At 72.9% G+C, this 20,642-nt stretch carries 22 protein-coding genes; 12 read left to right on the top strand and 10 right to left on the bottom strand.

Annotated features, from left to right (window positions below; genetic code table 11):
• Nucleotides 1-28: 28 nt before the first annotated feature.
• The 4 genes from AB0O21_RS22685 to miaA all read right to left on the bottom strand — a co-directional run bounded on the left by AB0O21_RS22685 (nucleotide 29) and on the right by miaA (nucleotide 4,865).
• On the bottom strand, nucleotides 29-2,107 hold the full coding sequence (locus AB0O21_RS22685; protein ID WP_365173102.1) for an HD domain-containing protein: 2,079 nt from the start codon (nucleotides 2,105-2,107) through the stop codon (nucleotides 29-31).
• Nucleotides 2,108-2,247: 140 nt separating this feature from the next.
• Nucleotides 2,248-3,123 (bottom strand): diaminopimelate epimerase, encoded by an 876-nt coding sequence (gene dapF / locus AB0O21_RS22680; RefSeq protein WP_365173100.1) that lies wholly within the window; start codon nucleotides 3,121-3,123, stop codon nucleotides 2,248-2,250.
• 67 nt (nucleotides 3,124-3,190) lie between these two features.
• On the bottom strand, nucleotides 3,191-3,793 hold the full coding sequence (locus AB0O21_RS22675) for a hypothetical protein (RefSeq protein ID WP_365173263.1): 603 nt from the start codon (nucleotides 3,791-3,793) through the stop codon (nucleotides 3,191-3,193).
• Between the two features lie 133 nt (nucleotides 3,794-3,926).
• Nucleotides 3,927-4,865: a tRNA (adenosine(37)-N6)-dimethylallyltransferase MiaA gene (gene miaA / locus AB0O21_RS22670; RefSeq protein ID WP_365173098.1), complete on the bottom strand. Its 939-nt coding sequence runs from the start codon at nucleotides 4,863-4,865 to the stop codon at nucleotides 3,927-3,929.
• Between the two features lie 204 nt (nucleotides 4,866-5,069).
• On the opposite strand from miaA, the gene AB0O21_RS22665 reads away from it, so the two are divergent.
• Both AB0O21_RS22665 and AB0O21_RS22660 read left to right on the top strand, forming a co-directional pair.
• Complete coding sequence (locus AB0O21_RS22665) at nucleotides 5,070-5,249, top strand: gliding motility protein (RefSeq protein ID WP_365173097.1); 180 nt, start codon at nucleotides 5,070-5,072, stop codon at nucleotides 5,247-5,249.
• Nucleotides 5,250-5,272: 23 nt separating this feature from the next.
• A complete protein-coding gene (locus AB0O21_RS22660) occupies nucleotides 5,273-5,521 on the top strand; it encodes an antitoxin (protein ID WP_365173095.1) in 249 nt (82 codons plus the stop codon).
• A 92-nt stretch (nucleotides 5,522-5,613) separates the two neighbouring features.
• Here the strand turns inward: AB0O21_RS22660 and AB0O21_RS22655 are convergent, their stop codons facing one another.
• The 3 genes from AB0O21_RS22655 to AB0O21_RS22645 all read right to left on the bottom strand — a co-directional run bounded on the left by AB0O21_RS22655 (nucleotide 5,614) and on the right by AB0O21_RS22645 (nucleotide 8,622).
• Nucleotides 5,614-6,321: a class III extradiol dioxygenase subunit B-like domain-containing protein gene (locus tag AB0O21_RS22655; RefSeq protein WP_365173093.1), complete on the bottom strand. Its 708-nt coding sequence runs from the start codon at nucleotides 6,319-6,321 to the stop codon at nucleotides 5,614-5,616.
• A 112-nt stretch (nucleotides 6,322-6,433) separates the two neighbouring features.
• Nucleotides 6,434-7,969, bottom strand: a complete 1,536-nt coding sequence (gene miaB / locus AB0O21_RS22650) for a tRNA (N6-isopentenyl adenosine(37)-C2)-methylthiotransferase MiaB (protein ID WP_365173091.1) — start codon at nucleotides 7,967-7,969, stop codon at nucleotides 6,434-6,436.
• A complete protein-coding gene (locus AB0O21_RS22645; RefSeq protein ID WP_365173090.1) occupies nucleotides 7,966-8,622 on the bottom strand; it encodes a maleylpyruvate isomerase family mycothiol-dependent enzyme in 657 nt (218 codons plus the stop codon). The genes miaB and AB0O21_RS22645 overlap by 4 nt, the downstream gene beginning before the upstream one ends.
• Nucleotides 8,623-8,693: 71 nt before the next feature.
• On the opposite strand from AB0O21_RS22645, the gene AB0O21_RS22640 reads away from it, so the two are divergent.
• Together AB0O21_RS22640 and AB0O21_RS22635 are read left to right on the top strand one after the other, a co-directional pair.
• On the top strand, nucleotides 8,694-9,629 hold the full coding sequence (locus AB0O21_RS22640; RefSeq protein ID WP_365173088.1) for a LysR substrate-binding domain-containing protein: 936 nt from the start codon (nucleotides 8,694-8,696) through the stop codon (nucleotides 9,627-9,629).
• Between the two features lie 32 nt (nucleotides 9,630-9,661).
• The gene (locus tag AB0O21_RS22635) at nucleotides 9,662-10,657 is read left to right on the top strand and encodes a TAXI family TRAP transporter solute-binding subunit (RefSeq protein ID WP_365173086.1); all 996 of its coding nucleotides are present in this window, start codon (nucleotides 9,662-9,664) and stop codon (nucleotides 10,655-10,657) included.
• A 10-nt stretch (nucleotides 10,658-10,667) separates the two neighbouring features.
• Here AB0O21_RS22635 and AB0O21_RS22630 read toward each other — a convergent pair whose 3' ends face one another.
• The 3 genes from AB0O21_RS22630 to AB0O21_RS22620 all read right to left on the bottom strand — a co-directional run bounded on the left by AB0O21_RS22630 (nucleotide 10,668) and on the right by AB0O21_RS22620 (nucleotide 13,900).
• Entirely contained in the window at nucleotides 10,668-11,597 is a 930-nt protein-coding gene (locus tag AB0O21_RS22630) for an ROK family protein (RefSeq protein ID WP_365173261.1), read from the bottom strand.
• 170 nt (nucleotides 11,598-11,767) lie between these two features.
• Nucleotides 11,768-13,180 (bottom strand): HAMP domain-containing sensor histidine kinase, encoded by a 1,413-nt coding sequence (locus AB0O21_RS22625; protein WP_365173084.1) that lies wholly within the window; start codon nucleotides 13,178-13,180, stop codon nucleotides 11,768-11,770.
• Between the two features lie 12 nt (nucleotides 13,181-13,192).
• A complete protein-coding gene (locus AB0O21_RS22620; protein WP_365173082.1) occupies nucleotides 13,193-13,900 on the bottom strand; it encodes a response regulator transcription factor in 708 nt (235 codons plus the stop codon).
• A 352-nt stretch (nucleotides 13,901-14,252) separates the two neighbouring features.
• On the opposite strand from AB0O21_RS22620, the gene AB0O21_RS22615 reads away from it, so the two are divergent.
• From AB0O21_RS22615 to AB0O21_RS22580, 8 genes are all read left to right on the top strand, one after another.
• Nucleotides 14,253-15,038 (top strand): amino acid ABC transporter ATP-binding protein, encoded by a 786-nt coding sequence (locus AB0O21_RS22615; RefSeq protein WP_365173081.1) that lies wholly within the window; start codon nucleotides 14,253-14,255, stop codon nucleotides 15,036-15,038.
• Between the two features lie 118 nt (nucleotides 15,039-15,156).
• On the top strand, nucleotides 15,157-16,011 hold the full coding sequence (locus AB0O21_RS22610; RefSeq protein WP_365173079.1) for a glutamate ABC transporter substrate-binding protein: 855 nt from the start codon (nucleotides 15,157-15,159) through the stop codon (nucleotides 16,009-16,011).
• Between the two features lie 83 nt (nucleotides 16,012-16,094).
• Entirely contained in the window at nucleotides 16,095-16,769 is a 675-nt protein-coding gene (locus AB0O21_RS22605) for an amino acid ABC transporter permease (protein ID WP_365173077.1), read from the top strand.
• A complete protein-coding gene (locus AB0O21_RS22600) occupies nucleotides 16,766-17,656 on the top strand; it encodes an amino acid ABC transporter permease (protein ID WP_365173075.1) in 891 nt (296 codons plus the stop codon). Before AB0O21_RS22605 ends, AB0O21_RS22600 begins: the two co-directional genes overlap by 4 nt.
• A 189-nt stretch (nucleotides 17,657-17,845) precedes the next feature.
• Nucleotides 17,846-19,444, top strand: coding sequence for an FAD-dependent monooxygenase (locus AB0O21_RS22595; protein ID WP_365173073.1), 1,599 nt, complete (start codon nucleotides 17,846-17,848; stop codon nucleotides 19,442-19,444).
• 32 nt (nucleotides 19,445-19,476) lie between these two features.
• A complete protein-coding gene (locus tag AB0O21_RS22590; RefSeq protein ID WP_311318651.1) occupies nucleotides 19,477-19,563 on the top strand; it encodes a putative leader peptide in 87 nt (28 codons plus the stop codon).
• 80 nt (nucleotides 19,564-19,643) lie between these two features.
• Nucleotides 19,644-20,177 carry a cysteine dioxygenase gene (locus AB0O21_RS22585; protein ID WP_365173071.1) on the top strand — a complete coding sequence of 178 codons (534 nt, stop codon included), beginning with the start codon at nucleotides 19,644-19,646 and terminating at the stop codon, nucleotides 20,175-20,177.
• A complete protein-coding gene (locus AB0O21_RS22580; RefSeq protein ID WP_365173258.1) occupies nucleotides 20,168-20,563 on the top strand; it encodes a rhodanese-like domain-containing protein in 396 nt (131 codons plus the stop codon). The genes AB0O21_RS22585 and AB0O21_RS22580 overlap by 10 nt, the downstream gene beginning before the upstream one ends.
• Nucleotides 20,564-20,642 lie beyond the last annotated feature (79 nt).

Here is a 20,642-nt window from a genome sequence, read left to right as displayed (position 1 = left end):
GACACGCGGCGGCCCTGGGGGGGGGTGGCTACGCGCGGCTGACGTCGTAGACGCCCGGCACGTCCCGCATCGCCCGCATCAGGGCGGGCAGGCCGGTCGCGTCGGGCAGCTGGAGGGTGTACGTGTGCCGGACCCGCTGCTCGACCGGGGGCTCCACGGTCGCGGAGACGACCTCGACGCCTTGCCGGGCGATGGCCTCGGTCAGGTCGGCCAGCAGATGGGGGCGGCCGAACGATTCAGCGAGCAGGGTGACCCGGCAGTCGGCGGTGGCCCGCCAGTGCACGGCGACCGAGGTGCGCCCCACGGCCCGCATCTGGGCGACGGCCGCGCAGTGGATGCGGTGCACGGTGACGGCCCCGCCGCGGACCACGAACCCGGCGACCGCGTCCGGCGGCACCGGCGTGCAGCACCCGGCGAGCCGTACGGGTGCGTCCGGCAGGTCGGCGACCGCGTTGGCGCCGCCGCCGCGGGCGCCGACCACCGACAGGGGTGCGCGCGCGGCGGAGGTGGTGGACATGGCCCGGTCGGGGTGGGCTTCGAGCCAGCTGCCGATGGCGATGCGGGCGGCCGGGGTCTTCGCGTGGTCCAGCCATTCGGCGGCCGGGCCGGAGGAGGCGTCCTGCGCGAGCAGCAGCTGCACGGTGTCGCCGTCGGAGAGCGGGGAGGAGAGGGAGGTGAGGCGCCCGTTGACCCGGGCGCCGATACAGCCGTGGGCCGCCTCGCCGTGCTGCGCGTAGGCGGCGTCGATACAGCTGGCCCCGGCCGGCAGGCCCAGCGTTCCGCCGTCCGCGCGGAAGACGGTGATCTCGCGGTCCTGGGCCAGCTCCGCGCGGAGCACGCTCCAGAAGGTGTCGGGGTCGGGCGCGGACTGCTGCCAGTCGAGCAGCCGGGACAGCCAGCCGGGCCGCGTCGGGTCCACTCGCTCCTCGTCGCATTCGGCGGCGTCCGCCGAGGCGGTGGTGTACGGGTTGCCGAGGGCCACGACGCCCGCCTCCGCGACGCGGTGCATCTGCCGGGTCCGCACGATGACCTCGGCGACGTAGCCCTCGGGTGTGGCGACGGCGGTGTGCAGCGACTGGTAGAGGTTGAACTTCGGGGCGGCGATGAAGTCCTTGAACTCCGAGACGACCGGGGTGAAGCAGGTGTGCAGCTCCCCCAGCACGGCGTAGCAGTCGGCGTTCTCGCCGACGAGGACGAGGACGCGCCCGAAGTCGGAACCGCGCAGTTCGCCGCGTTTGAGGGCGACGCGGTGGACGGAGACGAAGTGCCGGGGGCGCACCTGTACCTCGGCGGCGATGCCGGCCTCGCGCAGCACGGTCCGTACGGAGTCGGCGATGGCGGGCAGCGGGTCGTTCTCGCCGGCGTGGGCGGCGATGAGCGCGCGGGTGTGCTCGTACTCCTCGGGGTGCAGGATCGCGAAGACGAGGTCTTCCAGCTCGGTCTTGAGGGCCTGGACGCCGAGCCGTTCGGCGAGCGGGATGAGGACGTCGCGGGTGACCTTGGCGATGCGTGCCTGCTTCTCGGGGCGCATCACGCCGAGGGTGCGCATGTTGTGGAGCCGGTCGGCGAGTTTGATGGACATCACGCGGACGTCGTTGCCGGTGGCGACGAGCATCTTGCGGAAGGTCTCGGGTTCGGCGGCTGCGCCGTAGTCGATCTTCTCGACCTTGGTGACGCCGTCGACGATGAAGCAGACCTCGTCGCCGAACTCCTCGCGGACCTGATCGAGGGTCACGTCGGTGTCCTCCACGGTGTCGTGGAGGAGAGAGGCCGTCAGGGTGGTGGTCTCGGCGCCGAGTTCGGCGAGGATCAGGGTCACGGCGAGCGGATGTGTGATGTACGGCTCACCACTTTTTCGCATCTGGCCGCGGTGCGAGGTCTCCGCGAGCAGATAGGCGCGCCGCAAAACGGACAGATCGGCGTCCGGATGGTGGGCGCGGTGCGCTTCCGCGACGTGCCCGATGGCGTCCGGGAGCCGGTCGCGGGACGTCGGCCCGAGCAGCGCCGCGCGGCCGAGCCGGCGCAGATCGAGCCTGGTCCGGCCACGTCTGCGGAGCTCAGGGCGCACTTCGGGGTGTGCTTCGGGGTTCGTGGCCTCTGCACTCATGGGCACCTCCGGCGGCTTCGACCGGCGGTGGCGGGCATGGGGTGAGCCCTCAGGGCCGGTGCCTGATGTTACCGACCCCACCACGTGGCGCAGTCCACCTCTCGCTGAGCGTGAAACGGATCACCCATTAGAGGGAAGCTTCAGGCGAAAGCCGTTTCGGTGAGCCAGGCCGCGTCGAACTCTCCGGCGGCCACGATCACGGCCGGTCCGGTCATCTCGATCCGGCCGTCGGGGAGCTCCGTGATGACGAGCGTGCCGCCGGGGAGGTCGACGGTGTAGGTGACCGGTTCGCCGGTGACGGCCGGGTCCGCGCCGTCGCGGCGGATGGCGGCCACGGCGACGGCGCAGGCGCCGGTGCCGCAGGAGCGGGTCTCGCCGGAGCCGCGCTCGTGGACGCGCATGGCGACGTGCCGGGGGCCGCGGTCGACGACGAACTCGACGTTGACCCCCGTCGGGTAGGCGGACGCCGGGCTGAAGTCGGGGGCGTCGTACAGCTTCCCGGCGTCGTCGAGGCTCTCAACGAAGGCCACCGCGTGCGGGTTCCCCATGTTCACGTTCCGCGCGGGCCAGCTCTTGGGCCCGACGGCGACGGTGACGTCGCCCTCGGGGAGTTCGGCGCGGCCCATGGAGACGGTGACGTCGCCCGCCTTGTCGAGGTGGACGCGCTTGATGCCGCCTCGGGTGGCGACGGCGAGGTCGCCGGCCTCCACGTGGCCCGCGTACTGGAGGTAGCGGGCGAAGACGCGTACGCCGTTGCCGCACATCTCGGCGATGGAGCCGTCGCTGTTGCGGTAGTCCATGAACCACTCCGCCTCGTCGGCCAGGTGCGCCGCCTCGGGGTGCGCGGCGGACCGGACGACGTGCAGGACGCCGTCCGCGCCGATCCCGGCGCGCCGGTCGCACAGCTTCGCGACGGCGGAGGCGGGCAGCTCGATGGCGTTGTCCGGGTCCGGGACGATCACGAAGTCGTTCTCGGTGCCGTGGCCCTTGAGGAAGGGGAGGGTGGTCTGCGTCACCCGCCCATCGTACCGATCCGCTGGTCAGCGTCGCCGAGCCGTCCGCGGAGCGGTCGGCCGCGGGCGGCTAGCGGAGCCGCGCCACCCGGTACACGGCGAGTGCTACGACGACCAGCGCGACCGCCGCGTACAGCGCGGCCATCCGCCAGTCGGGGCGGCGGCCGCTCCCCCGGGCCGGGAGTCCGGGCCAGCTGTAGCCCACGCGGCGGGCGGCCATCATCCCCCAGCCGCCGGCGCAGCAGCTGATGAGGAAGCCGAGCATCGCGACCACGGCTCCGCCGTCGCCGAACTCGAAGGCCAGCGGGAACGCGAACATGAGCGAACCGGCGGTGGCGAGCACCACGATGGGGGCGATCTGCCACACGCGCAGACGGCGCTGCGGGCGCAGCTCGACCTCGACCTCGGGTCCGGCGGCGGCCCCGGCCTCCGCGGCGTTCGCGGTGTCCGGGCCGTCGGGGGTCAACCGCGCGGGACCCGTGGGCAGCCCGAGGGCGTCGGGGCCGTCCGGGGCGTCGGTCCGCTCCGGGCCATCAGGATGCTCCGGGCCGTCGGGACGCTCCGGACCGTCGGGCCGCCGCGATCCGTCGGACCCGGTCGGCCGGTCGAGAAGCGTCGGGTCCGCTTCCCGCCGGGTGTCGTCCCGCCCGGTGTCACGAGGGCCGGCCTCCATCGCCACGTGCCCTCCCCACTCGGACTCAGTACGCCGCAACTTCACTGCGGGTGACCGCACCCGCCGAAGTTTGATGATGGCACGCCCCCGGGCCCGGGACGGGCGCACGGGGCGTCCCGATGCCATCACGTGATCAGGCTGTGACCGCTCGTTCGACCAACGACTGCGCGAGTCCGGTGAGTTCCCCGCGGTCCGCGACGGCACCGCTGAGCCAGTGGACGCGCGGGTCGCGCCGGAACCAGGAGTCCTGGCGGCGGGCGAACCGCTTGGTCGCCCGAACGGTCTCGGCCCTGGCCTCGTCCTCGGTGCACTCCCCGGCGAGCGCGGCGAGCACCTGCTGGTAGCCGAGCGCCCTGGAAGCTGTGATTCCGTCACGCAGTCCGCGGGCCTCCAGCGCCCGCACCTCGTCGACGAGTCCGGCTTCCCACATCCGGTCCACCCGCAGCGCGATCCGCTCGTCGAGCTCCGGCCGGGCCACGTCGACGCCGATCTGGACGGTGTCGTAGACGGACTCGTGGCCGGGCAGGTTGGCGGTGAAGGGGCGGCCGGTGATCTCGATGACCTCCAGGGCGCGCACGATCCGGCGGCCGTTGCTGGGCAGGATCGCGGTGGCGGCGGCCGGGTCCGCTGCGGCGAGGCGGGCGTGCAGGGCGCCGGAGCCGTACAGGGCGAGCTCGGCCTCCAGCCGGCCGCGCACCTCGGGGTCGGTGCCGGGGAACTCCATGACGTCCAGGGCGCCCCGGACGTAGAGCCCGGAGCCGCCGACGAGGACGGGGGTGCGGCCCTCGGCGAGCAGTTTGTCGATCTCGGCACGGGCCAGGCGCTGGTACTCGGCCACGTTGGCGGTGTCGGTGACGTCCCAGATGTCGAGGAGGTGGTGCGGGACCCCTCCCCGTTCCTCGGTCGTCAGCTTGGCGGTGCCGATGTCCATCCCCCGGTACAGCTGCATGGAGTCGGCGTTGACGACTTCGCCGTCGAAATGACGGGCCAGGGCGACGCCCAGGTCGGACTTTCCCGCCGCGGTGGGACCGACGACGGCGATGACCCGCTGGGCGGGGGCTGCTTTCCTCACCGCCCCAGTCTCGCAGCCCCCGGTCAAGACACGGCCATGTACCCGATCGAGCTACGTGACGGAGTGGGGGCGGGGTCGTTGCCCTGGCGAGGTCCGGCCCGGTGGAGGCCCCTGCGGCCAAGGCGGAACTCCACTCACACGAGTAACGTTATAGGAGGAGACATGGGCGTTTTTGATCGGCTTTTTCGCCGTAAGGACCAGGTTGTGACCGAGGAGGTCGCCGCCGAGACCCCGACGGCGGGATCCGGTGCGGCCGAGGAGACGGAGACCGAGGCCGGGGCGGCTGCCGCGACGGCACCCGCGGCGGAAGCCGTGGAGATCCCGAAGCAGCAGTCGGCCGAGCTGGCCGCGGACAGCGGAGCCGACGAGAGCGCCCGTACGTAGCGACCGCCAACGGAAGGTGACCCATGGGCCTGCTGGACAATCTGAAGGCCAAGCTCGCGCCGGCGAAGGACAAGGTCGGCAACCTCGCCCAGAAGAACGAGGGCAAGATCACCGAGGGTCTGGACAAGGTGGCCAAGGCCGTGGACTCGAAGACCCACGGCAAGTACAGCGACCGGATCACGAGCGGGACGGGCAAGGCGAAGGACGCCCTGGGCAAGATCGCGCACAAGGACGCTCCCGGCGGCGGACCGACGCCGCCGACGGCTTCCTGACGCGGTACTCAGAAAGGGGCGCGGCACCGGTGAAGGCCGGTCCCGCGCCCCTTCCTCGTACGCGGCTTCCTCCTACGCGGCGCCTACGGGTTTCAGGACCAGGCGGCGACGAAGTAGCCCACGCCGTACGGCGCGTCCTCGTACAGCAGCCGTCCGTCGAGGCCCGCGCCCTCGGCGGCGCCGGCCAGCACCTGCCAGGGGGCCCGGCCGGCGGCCTGGAGCTCGGCGGCGAGGCCGGTGTCGAGGGCGGCGAGCGCGGCCACGTCGGCCGTGCCGAGGGCGTGGGCGGCGGCCGCGTCGAAGGCGGCGGCGCGCTCGTCGAGGTAGCCGGGGGCCTTCAGGGTCCGCTTGGCGCTGCCGTCACCCATCACGAGCAGGGCGACCCGCTCGTCCCGTGCGGCGAGCTCCCGGCCGGTCTCCAGGCAGCGCGCGGTGTCCATCGGCCCGGCGATCCCGAGCCCCTCGACGGGGGCCGCGCCCCACCGCGCGTGGCGCAGCAGCCAGGCGCCGACGGCGAGCGAGGCCGGCAGCACGCGCGGCCCCTCCTCGCCGTCCCCGAGCTGTACGTCGGCCTCGACCCCGAAGCCGCGGAAGCTGCCGCGGGAGCCCTGGGGGTAGGGGCCGCCGTGGTCCGGGTCGGCGGCCCCGACGACGACGAGCAGGTCGGGCCGGGACGCGGCGAGCACCGCCAGCGCGTCGGAGCAGGCGGTACGGGCGTCGCCGAGTTCGGCGGCGGCCCCCGCGGCGACCTCCGGTACGAGCAGCGGCGGAGCGGGGCAGACGGCAGCGGCTACGAGCATGATCCGCAGCCTATCGCCAAGCGCGGCCCGGCCGGCGGGCACGCGCATGCGGGGTGCGGGTCCAGTGCCGACGCGGGTTCAAGGCCTGGGGCTCCGCCCCAGACCCCGCGCCTCAAACGCCGGCGGGGCTGGAACCGGGCGCCGCGCAGCCGGAGGTGGCGGCCGGGAGGGGGGCCGGGACGCCCAGCGTCGGGATGCCGAGCATGACGCCCGCCGGCTGGGCCGGGGCGGCGTTGCGCTTCTCCCAGGCGTCGCCGGCGCGGGTGCGGCGCACGGCCGTGGTCGGGCCCTCGGCCAGCAGGTGGTGGGGGGCCGCGTAGGTGATGTCCACGGTGACCACGTCGCCCGGTCGGACCTCCGCCTCCGGCTTCGTGAAGTGCACCAGGCGGTTGTCGGGGGCGCGGCCGGACAGCCGGTGCGTGGCGCCGTCCTTGCGGCCCTCGCCCTCCGCGACCATCACCTCGAGGGTGCGGCCGACCTGCTTCTTGTTCTCCTCCCAGGAGATCTCCTCCTGGAGGGCGACCAGGCGCATGTAGCGGTCCTGCACGACCTCCTTGGGGATCTGCCCGTCCATGTCGGCGGCGGGGGTGCCGGGCCGCTTGGAGTACTGGAAGGTGAACGCGTTCGCGAAGCGGGCCTCGCGCACGACGTGCATCGTCTGCTGGAAGTCCTCCTCCGTCTCACCGGGGAAGCCGATGATGATGTCGGTGGAGATCGCGGCGTGCGGGATCGCGGCGCGGACCTTCTCGATGATGCCGAGGAAACGCTCCTGCCGGTACGAGCGGCGCATCGCCTTGAGGATCGGGTCCGAGCCGGACTGCAGCGGCATGTGCAGCTGCGGCATCACGTTCGGGGTCTCGGCCATCGCGGCGATCACGTCGTCCGTGAAGTCGCGCGGGTGCGGGGAGGTGAAGCGGACCCGCTCCAGGCCCTCGATCTGCCCGCAGGCGCGCAGCAGCTTGCTGAACGCCTCGCGGTCGCCGAGGTCGGAGCCGTACGCGTTCACGTTCTGGCCGAGCAGGGTGATCTCGGAGACGCCCTCGGCGACCAGGGCCTCCACCTCGGCGAGGATGTCGCCGGGACGGCGGTCCTCCTCCTTGCCGCGCAGCGCCGGGACGATGCAGAAGGTGCAGGTGTTGTTGCAGCCGACGGAGATCGAGACCCAGGCGGCGTAGGCGGACTCGCGGCGGGTCGGGAGCGTGGAGGGGAAGGCCTCCAGCGACTCGGCGATCTCGACCTGGGCCTCTTCCTGGATGCGGGCGCGCTCCAGCAGCACGGGGAGCTTGCCGATGTTGTGCGTACCGAAGACGACGTCGACCCAGGGGGCCTTCTTGACGATCGTGTCGCGGTCCTTCTGCGCGAGGCAGCCGCCGACGGCGATCTGCATGCCGGGGCGCTTCGTCTTCATCGGGGCGAGGCGGCCGAGGTTGCCGTACAGCTTGTTGTCGGCGTTCTCGCGGACCGCGCAGGTGTTGAAGACGACGACGTCGGCGTCGCCGTCGGAGCCCTCGGGCGCCCGGACGTAGCCGGCGTCCTCCAGCAGACCGGAAAGCCGCTCGGAGTCGTGCACGTTCATCTGGCACCCGTAGGTGCGCACCTCGTAGCTTCGCTTCACGTCCACTGCCTGGCTCCGGTCGCTGCTGGTCATGCAACAAGGGTAGGCGGTACCCGGGAGCCCTCCGGTCCCCCGTGCAGCCTGCCCGCGGGGAGGCGGCGCCCGAAGCAGACGAGCAGCAGGTCCTGGGCGTCGGCGTACAGGGGCGTTCCTGCGCCGTAGGACCAGTCGAGGTCGTCCGCGCGCAGGGTGGTGCCGGTCAGGTCCACGCCGAAGAAGCGCAGGCCCCGGGGGGTGACCGCGTCCAGCAGGAGGCGCAGGCGGTCCTCGGGGACGCGGCGGGGGTGGCCGAGGGCGAGGGTGATGTCGAGGCCGTGGACCACGTCGTGGGCGAGGCCGCCGGTGGGGCCGGCGGCGGGGGGCTTCCAGGGGTGGCCGGCGTTCTCCCGCAGCAGTGCGGCGAGCTCGCGCGGGGTGAAGGCCGCGGCGTCGCGGCGGGCGGTGCGGTCGGTCATCCGGTGCGGGTTCCCGCGGGCCCGCAGCAGCTCGGCGGCGAAGCCGGCGGGCGAGGTGCGGAATCCCAGCGACATGTGGGCGGCGACCTCGCGCACGCGCCAGCCCGCGCAGAGCGAGGGGGCGTCCCACTGGGCCGGGCTGAGGCTGTCGAGCACGTCGGCCAGCTCGCGGCGTTCGGCGGCGGTGGCGGCGGCGATCGCGGTCTTGGCGGTGGAGTCGGATCGGCTCATGGGTTCAGGGTCGGCGCCACCGTGCCCATAAGTCCAAGAACGGGTTCTTCTACGATCGAGAAGGGGTGGTTATGGAGCTGGCTCAGCTGCGGTACTTCGTGGCGGTGGTGGAGGAAGGCGGCTTCACGCGGGCCGCGTCGCGGCTCCACGTGTCCCAGCCCGGCGTGAGCGCCCAGGTCAAGCAGTTGGAGCGGGAGCTCGGACAGCGGCTGCTCGACAGGTCCGGGCGGCGGGTCACGCCGACGGAGGCGGGCGAGGCGGTGCTGTCGTACGCGCGGGCGGCGCTGGCGGCGGTGGAGGGGATCCGGCGGACGGCCGACGAGTTCTCCGGGCTGCTGCGGGGACGCGTGTCCCTCGGGCTGGTCCCGGGGGTGGCCGCCGGCCTGGTGGAGGTGCTCGGGGACTTCCACGACGCGTATCCGCGGGTGGAGATCACCCTGGCCGAGGACACCTCCGAGCGGATGCTGGCCGCGCTGCTGCGCGGGGAGCTGGACCTGGCGGTGGTGGGCCTCGGCGGGGAGCCGCCGCCGGGGGTCTCCTGCCAGGTGGTGGTCGAGGAGCCGCTGGTGGCGGCGGTCGGGGCGGACGACCCGCTGGCCGCGGCCGCCGCGGACGGCCGGATCGCGCTGGCGGCGCTGCGCGACCGGGCGCTGATCAGCCTGCCGCGCGGGACCGGACTGCGCGGGGTGCTGGATCGGGCGTGCGCGCGGGCGGGGTTCGCCCCGCGGGTGGACTTCGAGGCGGCCTCCCCCGCCGTGCTGGTCCGGCTGGCCGCCCGGGGGCTGGGCGTGGCGGTGGTGCCGGCGGGCGCGGCGCCGGAAGCGGACTCCGGGCTGCGCGCGCTGCGGATCACCGAGCCGGAGCTGACCGGGCGGGTCGCCCTGGCGTGGCGCACGACCGGCCCGCCGGCCCCGGCGGCCCTGCGCCTCCTGTCCCTGCTGCGCGAAACCCTGTCCCGCGGCCCGGCTGGCCCACCGGCCGCAGGCCCGGGAGCGGCCGTTTCGTGACAGGACGGCGGGTCGGTGGCAGGATCGCCCGCATGCCTCTCGTACCGCCCCGGATCAGCAGGCGCCGTGCCCTGCGGGCCCTGGTGGCCGTGTTCGCCGTGCTCGGGGCCCTGCTGTGGTGGCTGCGGCCCTTCGGGGAGCCCGAGCTCAAGGGCGCGCTGACCTTCAGCACCGGGGTACGGACCGGGGTCTACCACCGCTACGGGGAGCTGCTGGAGAAGGAGCTCAAGCGGGACATGCCCGGGGTGAAGGTGCGCCTGGATCCCAGCGAGGGCTCGCAGCAGAACCTCGCGCGGGTGGCCGCCGGCCAGGCCGACTTCACGGTGGCGACGGCCGACGCGGTCGCCAAGTACCGGCTCGACGGGAAGCCCGGTGCGACCCATCTGCGCGGGTGCGCCCGGCTCTACGACGACTACGTGCAGCTGGTGGTGCCGGCCGGGTCCCCGGTGCAGTCGGCGCGGGACCTGCGCGGCAAGAGGGTCGCGGTCGGCCAGCCCGGATCCGGTGTGCGGCTGATCTCGGAGCGGCTGCTGGCGGCGGCCAAGCTGGATCCGTCCCGCGACCTCACCACCGTGGCCATCGGCATCGACACCATGCCGGCCGAGCTGGAGGCGGGCCGGATCGACGCCTTCTTCTGGTCCGGCGGCCTGCCGACCACCGCGGTGCACAAGCTGTCGCAGCGGTTCGACATCCGGCTCGTACAGCTCGGCGACCTGGTGGAGCAGCTGCAGGGCAGCGGCAGCCCGGCACGCTACTACCGGGCGGCGGTGATGCCGCAGGACGCGTACACGCTGGCGCGGAACACCAGCGCGGTGGCGACCGTGGCCGTGCCGAACCTGCTGGTGACCACGGAGGAGGTCGACCCCGAGCTGGCGGAGCAGTTCACCCGGACGGTGATCCGCAGCCGGGACGAGATCGGGCGCGAGGTGCACGCGGCGCAGCTGGTGGACCTCCGGACGGCGATCTACACCGATCCGCTGGACCTGCACGAGGGCGCACGGCTCTACTACCGGTCGGTCAAGCCGTAGGACTCCGTCCTCAGGACGGCAGCAGCATCGTCGCCGCCGCGGCCGCGCCGATCAGGCCCGCGTGGGTGCGGAGGGCGGCCGGGACCACCTGGAGGTCACGGACGAAGGACAGGGTCGCGTACGAGGCCAGGTGGCGCCGGATCGGCTCGAAGAGGGTGTCTCCGCTGGCGGCGACCCCGCCCCCGATGACCGCGATGTCGGTCTCCACCAGCGTGGCGGTGGCCGCGATGGCGGCGGCCAGGGCGCGCCCCGCGCGGTCGAAGGCCGCCAGCGCCACCGGGTCGCCGGCTTCCGCGGCGGCAGCCACTCCCGCCGCGGAGGCGTCGTCCGCCGGGGTCCAGCCCTGGGCCAGGGCCCAGCGGGCGATGGCCGTGCCGGAGGCGATCGACTCGACGCAGCCGTGGCCGCCGCACGCGCACGGTTCCCCGTCGAAGGCCACGCTGATGTGGCCGATGTGGCCCGCGTTGCCCGTGGGGCCGGGGTGGAGCTGGTTGTTCAGGACGAGGCCGCCGCCCACACCCGTGGAGACCACCATGCACAGGGCGTTCGCGTGTCCCCGGGCCGCGCCCAGCCAGTGCTCGGCCGCGGTCATCGCGACGCCGTCCCCGGCCAGCACGGTCGGCAGCCCGGCCCCGCGCGCCGCGAGTTCCGCCTCGACCCGCGCCTGGACGGGGAACTCCCGCCACGCGCCGATGTTGACCGGGCTGACGGTCCCCCGAGAGGCGTCCACGGGGCCGGCGCTGCCGATCCCGCAGCGGACCGCCGAGGACCACAGGGGCGAGTCGGAGAGCTCCGCCACGACCTCGGTCACCGCCGCCATGACGCCGTCCGCGTCCACCCCGCTCGGGGTCGGGCGGCGGGTCGTGGCCGTCATGGTGCCGTCGGGGTGCACGAGCGCGCCGGCGATCTTCGTGCCGCCGATGTCGATGGCCACCGTCAGTCCGGAGGCCGCCGCGGCGGCTCGCGGTGCGGGGAAGGGGGCGGTGGGGGTGATCACGGTGGCGGCTCCAGGAAGGGGTCAGGATTCAGTATGCGCCGGGGGCGGCGGGGGCGGCGGTGGCCTGCGGCTCCCGTTCGCCCTCCCTCGGCGGCATGCCCGACGGCGGCCGCTCAGGCCGCGTGCGGGTCGGTGCGCGGGACGCTGACCGTCACCCGCAGCCCGTGCGGCGGGTTCGTCTCGTACGAGAGGGTCCCGCCGCCCGCGGCGAGCATGGCGCGGGAGATGGACAGGCCGAGCCCGGAACCCTTGATGTTCTGGTGGCGGCCGCTGCGCCAGAACCGGTCGCCGACGCGGAGCAGCTCCTCCTCGGTCAGGCCCGGCCCGCGGTCGGCGACGACGACCTGGACCGTGCTCCCTTCCGCGGAGACCGAGACCTCGACTTCCTCCCCTGCGGGGGTGAACTTGAGGGCGTTGTCGATGACGGCGTCGAGGGCGCTGGACAGGGCGACGGGATCCGCCCAGCCGGTGACGGCGCTGCGGCCCGTCCCGGTGAGCCGCACGCCCTTCTCCTCGGCGTACGGGCGCCACGCGGCCACCCGTTCGGCGGCGAGGGCGCCGATGTCGGTGAGGCTGATCTCGGCCGTGGCGTGCTCGGCCAGCGCCAGGTCGAGCAGGTCGTCCAGGACCCGGGTCAGCCGCTTGCCCTCGGCGCGCACGGAGGCGATCTCCTCGTTCCCCTCGGGGAGTTCGAGGGCGAGCAGCTCGATCCGCAGGAGCAGCGCCGCGAGCGGGTTGCGCAGCTGGTGGGAGGCGTCGGCGACGAACGCCCGCTGCTGCTCCAGCACCTCTTCGACGTTGTCCGCCATCTCGTTGAACGAACGGGCCAGGCGCTGGAGTTCCGGCGGCCCGCCGGCCGCGGCGACCCTGGAGTGCATCCGCCCGGTGGCGATGCCGTGGGCGGCCGCGTCCAGGGTCCCCACGGGCTTGAGGACCCAGCTGGTGAGCCGCAGCGCGGCGCCGAAGGCGACCAGCATGGCGGCGGCGAGCCCGGCCGCGATGAGCAGCCAGCCCCGCAGGATCCGGCCGCGCATCTGGCCGGTGGGCGATTCGGTGGCGACGACGGCGACCACGTCCCCGTCGAGTACGACCGGGGAGGCGACGAGCAGCTTCCCGTTGGTCTGCCAGGGCCACACCTGCGGCGGGTCGTGGCTGCGCCGCCCGGCCAGCGCCTGCTTGAAGGCTTCGCGGCCCACGCCCTCCGCGGGAAGCTGCCACCAGCCGGGGGCCCGGGCCATCGCGTTGTCGTCACGGTAGAAGATGCCGACGCGGATGCCGTAGAGCTCCTGGTAGCGGGCCAGTTCGAGCTGGAGGGTGTCGCGGCGCTCGTCGGCGCCGGTGGCCCCGGAGCCTTCGGCGTCGATGACGAACTGGGCGAGGGCGGCGAAGCGGGCGCTGTCGTCGATCCGGTCGACGACCACCCGCTGCTGCTGCGCGGCGGCCAGGCTCGCCGCGAGCGGCAGGCCGAGCGCGAGCAGGACGCCCGCCATGAGGATGACGAGCAGCGGGAGCAGCCGGGCGCGCACGCGGAGGTCCCGCTAGGGAGCGGCCGGGGTGACGAGCCGGTAGCCCACCCCGCGGACGGTCTCGATGAGTGCGGGCATGCGCAGCTTGGAGCGCAGCGAGGCCACGTGGACCTCCAGGGTGCGCCCGGTCCCCTCCCAGCTGGTGCGCCACACCTCGCTGATGATCTGCTCGCGGCGGAAGACGACCCCGGGCCGCTGGGCGAGCAGGGCCAGCAGGTCGAACTCCTTGCGGGTGAGCGGCACATCGGTGCCGTCCACGCTGACCCGGCGGGTGGGCAGCTCGATGCTGACGGGGCCGAGGCGGACGAGCCCGGGCGTGCCGGTGGCGGCCTCCTCGGAGGTACCGGTGCGCCGGGCGACGGCGTGGATGCGGGCGAGCAGTTCGCCGGTGTCGTACGGCTTGACCACGTAGTCGTCGGCGCCCATGTTCAGGCCGTGGATGCGGGAGCGCACGTCGGCCCGCGCGGTGACCATGATGACGGGCGTGGAGGTGCGCTTGCGGATCTTGCCGCAGACCTCGTAGCCGTCCTGGTCGGGCAGGCCGAGGTCGAGCAAGATGACCCCGTAGGGAGGGGCGCAGGGCTGTGCTCCGGCGGGCAGCAGCGCCTGCAGGGCCTCCTCGCCGCTGCGGGCGTGGGTGACCTGGAAGCCGTGCCGGGCGAGGATCGCGGACAGGGCGGCGGCGACGTGGTCGTCGTCCTCGACGAGCAGCAGCCTCATGTCGTCCCCCTCTCCGTTCTTCTCGTTTCCCGGATCGCGGCGCGCACCACGTTCCCCGTGTGCACGTCCTGTGCACGTTGCGTGAGCGTCCCGTACGCGCGCCCCGCGCGGTCTCACGCAAGGCCACCATGCATCCACGCGGATGCGGAGTCCCACGTCAAGCGGGTTCCGCTCCGGCGCGGCTTCCGTTACCCACCCGGTACGAGCACATTGTGGGCCACGCCGGATCGGCACACGGAGCGTATCCGGGCGAGGCCGGATCGTTATGCTCAATTCTCCCTCAGATGTGATGACGGTGTGCGCGGGACGTCACTACTGTCCTCCCAACCGAGGAGGACGGAGCAAGAAGCCGATGAGCGGAGTATCAGTGACCAAGGACGTGCAGGACGCGGCCGGTGCCGCGGACGACCTGGTCGTACTGAGCAACGTCAACAAGCACTTCGGCGCGCTGCACGTGCTTCAGGACATCGATCTGAGCATTGCCCGCGGTGAGGTCGTCGTCGTGATCGGTCCCTCGGGATCGGGCAAGTCCACGCTGTGCCGGACCATCAACCGCCTGGAGACGATCGACTCGGGCACCATCACCCTCGACGGCAGGGAACTGCCCTCCGAGGGCAGGGAACTGGCCCGGCTGCGCGCCGACGTCGGCATGGTGTTCCAGTCGTTCAACCTCTTCGCGCACAAGACGGTGCTGCAGAACGTGATGCTCGGTCAGCTCAAGGTCCGCAAGACGGACAAGGCCGCGGCCGAGCAGAAGGCCCGGGCCCTGCTGGACCGCGTGGGCGTCGGCACGCAGGCCGACAAGTACCCGGCGCAGCTCTCCGGCGGCCAGCAGCAGCGTGTGGCGATCGCCCGCGCGCTGGCCATGGAGCCGAAGGTGATGCTGTTCGACGAGCCGACCTCGGCGCTCGACCCGGAGATGATCAACGAGGTGCTGGAGGTCATGCAGCAGCTCGCCCGGGACGGCATGACGATGGTCGTCGTCACGCACGAGATGGGCTTCGCCCGCTCCGCGGCCAACCGGGTCGTCTTCATGGCGGACGGAAAGATCGTCGAAGAGGCCGCGCCCGAGCAGTTCTTCAGCAACCCGCGCAGCGACCGGGCCAAGGACTTCCTGTCCAAGATCCTGCACCACTGAGGGTCTTGTCTGGTAGTCATCCCTAGGCGGATCACTACCGGATCGGATCCTGACCGGCCGTGCATGCGCCGTACGCGTCGCTCGTCGTTCAACAACGTCTCATCCGAGGGAAGTTCACATGAAGATCTCCAAGGCCGTTGCGGCCGCGGCCGCCGCCGTCGCACTCGCCCTGACCGCGACCGCCTGTGGCGGCAGCAACGACAAGGCCGCCAGCGACGGCGGCGCGTCCGGTGACACCAAGAAGGACAAGGTCGTCATCGGCATCAAGTTCGACCAGCCGGGTCTGGGCCTCAAGACCCCGGACGGCAAGTACACGGGCTTCGACGTCGACGTCGCGACCTACGTCGCCAAGGAGCTCGGCTACCAGCCCGACCAGATCGAGTTCAAGCAGGCCATCAGCGCCGAGCGCGAGAACCTGATCTCCAACGGCGACGTGAAGTTCGTCGTCGCGACGTACTCGATCAACGACAAGCGCAAGGAGAAGGTCGACTTCGCCGGCCCGTACTTCCTCGCGCACCAGGACCTGCTCGTCCGTGCCGACGACACGTCCATCACCAAGGTCGAGGACCTGAACAAGAAGAAGCTCTGCTCGGTCACCGGCTCCACGTCGGCGCAGAACGTCAAGAAGAACCTGGCCCCCGAGGCCGACCTGCTGGAGCAGGGCGGCTACTCCGAGTGCCTGACCGGCCTGGAGAACAAGGCCGTCGACGCCCTGACCACGGACAACTCGATCCTGGCCGGCTACGCCGCGCAGGAGAAGAACAAGGGCAAGTTCAAGCTCGTCGGCCTGAGCATGAGCAACGAGAACTACGGCATCGGTCTGAAGAAGGGCGACAAGGAGCTCCAGACCAAGATCAACGCCGCGCTCAAGAAGATGGTCGAGGACGGCAGCTGGCAGAAGGCCGTGGACAAGAACCTCGGCCCGGCCAACTACAAGAACGAGCCTGCCCCGCAGATCACCGAAGGCAGCTGATTCCTCGGTGAGGAGCGTCGCCGCCCGCCTGCCGTGGGCGGCGGCGCACCTCACCGGCCATCCTGGGGAGAGCGCAGGGCATCGTGTTCGATTTTCTTGATTCCGGGCAATACGACGTGCTCGGAGCCTTCTGGGTGACGGTTCAGCTCACCCTCTACTCCGCGGCCGGATCCCTGATCTGGGGCACCATCCTGGCCGGGATGCGGGTCAGCCCGGTCCCGCTGCTGCGGGCCTTCGGCACCGCGTACGTCAACCTGGTGCGCAACACCCCGCTGACGCTGCTGATCATCGGCTGCTCGCTGGGCCTCAGCCAGACCCTCGGCATCAATCTGGGCGGCGACACGTTCAAGGAGACCGGTTTCCGGCTCGCGGTCCTCGGACTGATCGCCTACACCGGCACCTTCGTCTGCGAGGCCCTGCGCTCCGGCATCAACACCGTGCCCGTCGGCCAGGCCGAGGCGGCCCGCGCACTGGGGCTGGGCTTCTTCCAGGTGCTCACCCTGATCGTGCTCCCCCAGGCCTTCCGGGCGGTCGTCGCACCGCTCGCCAACGTATTGATCGCGCTCACCAAGAACACCACGGTGGCGGCGACCATCGGCGTGGCCGAGGCGGCCCTGCTGATGAAGGAAATGCTCGAGAACGAGGCGCAGGCGACCTTCGCCGTCTTCGCGGTCTTCGCCCTCGGTTTCGTCCTGCTGACCCTGCCCACCGGTCTTCTGCTGGGCTGGGTCGCCAAGCGAGTGGCGGTGAAGCGATGAGCTCCGTGCTGTACGACACCCCTGGCCCCAAGGCCAAGGCGCGCAACTGGATCTACAGCGGGATCTTCGTCGTGCTGTTCGGGCTCGTCCTGTGGTGGGCGTTGTCCCTCATGGGCGAGAAGGGCCAGCTCGACGCCGACAAGTGGTCCCCCTTCGTCACCGACAGCCAGGTCTGGACCACGTACCTGCTCCCCGGTCTGGCGGAGACCCTCAAGGCCGGCGCGCTCGCCATGGTGATCGCCCTTCCGCTGGGCGCGCTGCTGGGCATCGGCAGGCTGTCCGACCACGCCTGGGTGCGGGGTCCGGTCGGCGCGTGGGTCGAGTTCTTCCGCGCCATCCCGGTGCTGATGCTGATGCTGTTCGGCAACGCGCTGATGGCGCCGCGGTTCCTGGACGTCCCCTCCGACACCCGGCCCTTCTGGGCCGTGGTCACGGGCCTGGTCCTGTACAACTCGGCCGTCATCGCCGAGATCGTCCGGGCGGGCGTGCTATCCCTGCCCCACGGCCAGAGCGACGCCGCCAAGGCGATCGGCATGCGCAAGGGCCAGACCATGTTCTACGTGCTGATCCCGCAGGCCGTCACGGCGATGCTGCCGGCGCTGGTCAGCCAGCTCGTGGTGATCCTCAAGGACACCGCCCTCGGCGGCGCCCTGCTCGGCTTCGCGGAACTGCTCTCCACGAACCGGCAGATCTCCGCGAACTACAGCAACACCATCGCCACCCTCGTGGTGATCGCCCTGATCTACATCGTGGTCAACTTCGCCCTCACCACCTTCGCCTCCTGGCTGGAGGGCCGGCTGCGGAAGTCGAAGAAGGGCACCGGCGCGGTGGTCGGCGTGGCCGAAGTCGACGACCTGGCCACCGGCGCGAACAGCGCGGGCGTCTAAACGGCCACCCCCGGTCCGTGACCCCCGGAGGCCTGACGTACGGTCAGCCATAGTGCGTATCCCGTGTGGTGCGGCGGAACCCTTCCGCCGCACCACACGGCGTTGCCGCGACCGGCGTCACTTGACGCAGGCACCTCCAGTGGGTTGCATACGTTCTGTGATCACATACCGGACACCGGGAGCCACATCATGGACCCGGTGATCGTCGTCGGCGCGGGCCCCGTCGGGCTGTCCCTGGCCCTCGCCCTGGCCGGCCAGGGCGTACCCTCCGTCGTGCTCGACGAAGGGCCCGGCAAGGAGGAGGTCCGCCCGGCCCGCACCGTCGTCCTGCACGCCGACACGGCCGCCATGGCCCACCGGCTGGGCTGTACGACGCTGCGCGACGAGGGGGCGTACTTCGCCGCCTGGCGCACCATGCGCCGCGGCCGTGACACACACCGCGTCACCTTCGAGGACCACCCGGCGCCCCTGCACGTGCCGCAGCACGCCCTGACGCGCGGACTGCGCGACTCCGCCGCCGCGCACCCTCTCGTCCAGCTCGTCACGGACAGCAAGCTGGACTCCCTGGAGCAGGACGAGCGGGGGGTCACCGCGCACACCCGGGGCGCCGAGACCACGTGGTGGCGCGGGAGTTACCTGGTGGGCTGCGACGGCGCCCGCTCCACCGTCCGCAAGCTCCTCGGCATCCGCTTCCCCGGCCGCACCGCCGTGGAACGGCACGCCGTGGCCGCGCTGCGCACCGAACTGCCCTGGCCCGGCGAGGCCTTGCTGCACCGCAACCCGCCCTCCGGACCCGCCGAGGTCACCTCCCGGCCGCTGGCCGACGGGGTGTGGCGGCTGGACTGGCTGCTCCCGGCCCGCGGCGAACTCGTCACCCCGGACGCGCTCGTGACCCTGGTCCGGGACACGCTCGCCGTGTGGTGCGGGGGCACGACTCCCCCGTACGACCTCCTCGACACCGGCGTGCACACCCTGCACCACCGCCTCGCCCGGCGCTGGCGCGACGGCCGCGCCTTCCTCGCCGGGGACGCCGCGCACCTGCTGGGCGCGCTCGGCACCCAGGGCGTCGAGGAGGGGCTGCGGGACGCCGAGAACCTGGCCTGGAAGCTGTCCCTGGCCTGGCACCAGGGTGCCTCCGAGGCCCTGCTCGACAGCTACGAGGGCGAGCGGCGCACCGCGGTCGCGGCCCGGCTGCGCGCCGCCGACCAGGCGATGCCCACGCTGCGGGCGGGCGGCGCGCTGCGCACCTACCTGCCCGGAGCCGCGCGTTCCGCCGAAACCCTGCTCACCGACGGCCACCTGGGGCGGGGACCGCTGGGCGCGGAGCCGGCGTACGCCCCGCCGATGGCCGTACGGGAGGTCCCGACGGCCACGGAGCCGGGCGGCTCCGTGGCGAACGTGCCGGTGACCGCGCCCGACGGGTCGACGGTTCCGCTGCGCGACCTGCTGGGGCAGGGCAGGCTGCTGGTGGTCCTGGTCGCCCCGGGCACCGGGGTCTGGGACCGCCGCCACTGGCTGGGGGCCGGTCTGATGCCCCGGCTCGCGGCGGCCGTGAGCGCCCTGCCGGTCCGCACCGACCTCGTGGTCGCGGACGGCTACCCGGGGGCGCCGGCGCACACCGTGCTCCTCGTACGACCGGACGGGCACCTGGCCGCGACCTTCGCGGGGGTCCGCCCGGCGGAGCTGTACGAGGCGGCGGACACGGTCCGGGCGGGCGCGCCCGCGGCGCGGATCGCGCCTCCCGCCGCACCGGCCCCCTCCACGACACCGACCGCGGTGATCGATTGACCGTTTCCGGGCCTCCGTGGTTCACTCGCGGAATGACCGGCAACGACGTACGCCTGTGGCGGAGGGTCCATATGGACCTGCTCCGCTACGCGGGCTGCGTGTGTCGCCCTTCCTGCTGATTCGCCCTTACTCCCCTGCGCGCCCCGTGCCGTCCACCGGCCTGCGTGCACCTCCGCGAACCCAGGAACGGTCAACCTCCATGTCTGCACCCGCGTTCTCCCCTGCCCGCACCGCCGTGGCGGGCCCCACGGCCGCCGAGCTCCTCGCCTTCGCCTTCCGCACCGCGGCCGACCCCGAGGTCGTCGCCTCGCTCCCCCTCGACCCCGAGGGCCGCACCTGGGTCCGGCTGGAGGGGCCGGGCGGCAGCGAGGCCTGGCTGATCGGCTGGCCGCCGGGCACCGGCACCGGCTGGCACGACCACGCCGAATCCCGGGGCGCGTTCGCCACCGCCCGGGGCCGGCTCACCGAGCACTCCCTGTCCGTACGGCTGCCCTCGGAGGGCTGGCAGTCCCTGCACCTGGCCTCCGGTGTGGACCGCAGCCGGCGGCTGGGCCCGGGCACCGGGCGGGCCTTCGGCGAGCACCACGTGCACGAGGTCCTCAACGAGTCCACGACCGAGCACGCGGTCTCCGTCCACGCGTACTACCCGCCGCTCCCGCTGATCCGCCGCTACAGCCGCAGCGGCCCGGTCCTGCACCTGGAGCACGTCGAGCGCCCGGCGGACTGGCAGTGAGCGCCCCGGTCGGCATCGACGAACTGCTGGAGCGGGTCCGCGCGGGCTACACCCGGCTCGACCCGCCGGAGGCGTACGCGGCCTCGCTGGCCGGGGCCCTGCTGGTGGACATCCGCTACCAGGCCCTGCGCGAGCGCGACGGGCTGATCCCGGGCGCGCTGGTGGTGGAGCGCAACGAACTGGAGTGGCGCCTGGACCCCCGCGGCAGCCACCGCGCGGCCGAGGCCACGAGCCACGACCTCCAGGTGGTGGTGGTCTGCAACGAGGGCTACGCGTCCAGCCTCGCGGCGGCCTCCCTCCACGCGCTTGGGCTCCGCCGGGCGACGGACCTGACGGGCGGCTTCCAGGCCTGGCGCTCGGCCGGCCTTCCGGTCGTCCGTTCTTGAGTGCGGCGCCGCCGCTGGCGGCTCCGCCCCAGACCCCGCGCCTCAAACGCCGGCGAGGCTGAAAGAACCGCCGGCGTTT

The sequence above is a fragment of the Streptomyces sp. NPDC091371 genome (genome assembly GCF_040684275.1).
Classification (GTDB): Bacteria; Actinomycetota; Actinomycetes; order Streptomycetales; family Streptomycetaceae; genus Streptomyces.
Note: the sequence above shows the minus strand (reverse complement) of the source record. Positions and strands in the feature narration are given on the sequence as shown.

Excerpts from the sequence above, each read along its gene's own strand:
- AB0O21_RS22685 (WP_365173102.1), bottom strand. The coding sequence starts at position 2,107 with ATGAGTGCAGAGGCCACGAACCCCGAAGCACACCCCGAAGTGCGCCCT.
- AB0O21_RS22675 (WP_365173263.1), bottom strand. The coding sequence starts at position 3,793 with ATGGAGGCCGGCCCTCGTGACACCGGGCGGGACGACACCCGGCGGGAA.
- AB0O21_RS22660 (WP_365173095.1), top strand. The coding sequence starts at position 5,273 with ATGGGCCTGCTGGACAATCTGAAGGCCAAGCTCGCGCCGGCGAAGGAC.
- AB0O21_RS22655 (WP_365173093.1), bottom strand. The coding sequence starts at position 6,321 with ATGCTCGTAGCCGCTGCCGTCTGCCCCGCTCCGCCGCTGCTCGTACCG.
- miaB (WP_365173091.1), bottom strand. The coding sequence starts at position 7,969 with ATGACCAGCAGCGACCGGAGCCAGGCAGTGGACGTGAAGCGAAGCTAC.
- AB0O21_RS22645 (WP_365173090.1), bottom strand. The coding sequence starts at position 8,622 with ATGAGCCGATCCGACTCCACCGCCAAGACCGCGATCGCCGCCGCCACC.
- AB0O21_RS22640 (WP_365173088.1), top strand. The coding sequence starts at position 8,694 with ATGGAGCTGGCTCAGCTGCGGTACTTCGTGGCGGTGGTGGAGGAAGGC.
- AB0O21_RS22635 (WP_365173086.1), top strand. The coding sequence starts at position 9,662 with ATGCCTCTCGTACCGCCCCGGATCAGCAGGCGCCGTGCCCTGCGGGCC.
- AB0O21_RS22620 (WP_365173082.1), bottom strand. The coding sequence starts at position 13,900 with ATGAGGCTGCTGCTCGTCGAGGACGACGACCACGTCGCCGCCGCCCTG.
- AB0O21_RS22615 (WP_365173081.1), top strand. The coding sequence starts at position 14,253 with ATGAGCGGAGTATCAGTGACCAAGGACGTGCAGGACGCGGCCGGTGCC.
- AB0O21_RS22610 (WP_365173079.1), top strand. The coding sequence starts at position 15,157 with ATGAAGATCTCCAAGGCCGTTGCGGCCGCGGCCGCCGCCGTCGCACTC.
- AB0O21_RS22600 (WP_365173075.1), top strand. The coding sequence starts at position 16,766 with ATGAGCTCCGTGCTGTACGACACCCCTGGCCCCAAGGCCAAGGCGCGC.
- AB0O21_RS22595 (WP_365173073.1), top strand. The coding sequence starts at position 17,846 with ATGGACCCGGTGATCGTCGTCGGCGCGGGCCCCGTCGGGCTGTCCCTG.
- AB0O21_RS22590 (WP_311318651.1), top strand. The coding sequence starts at position 19,477 with ATGACCGGCAACGACGTACGCCTGTGGCGGAGGGTCCATATGGACCTG.
- AB0O21_RS22585 (WP_365173071.1), top strand. The coding sequence starts at position 19,644 with ATGTCTGCACCCGCGTTCTCCCCTGCCCGCACCGCCGTGGCGGGCCCC.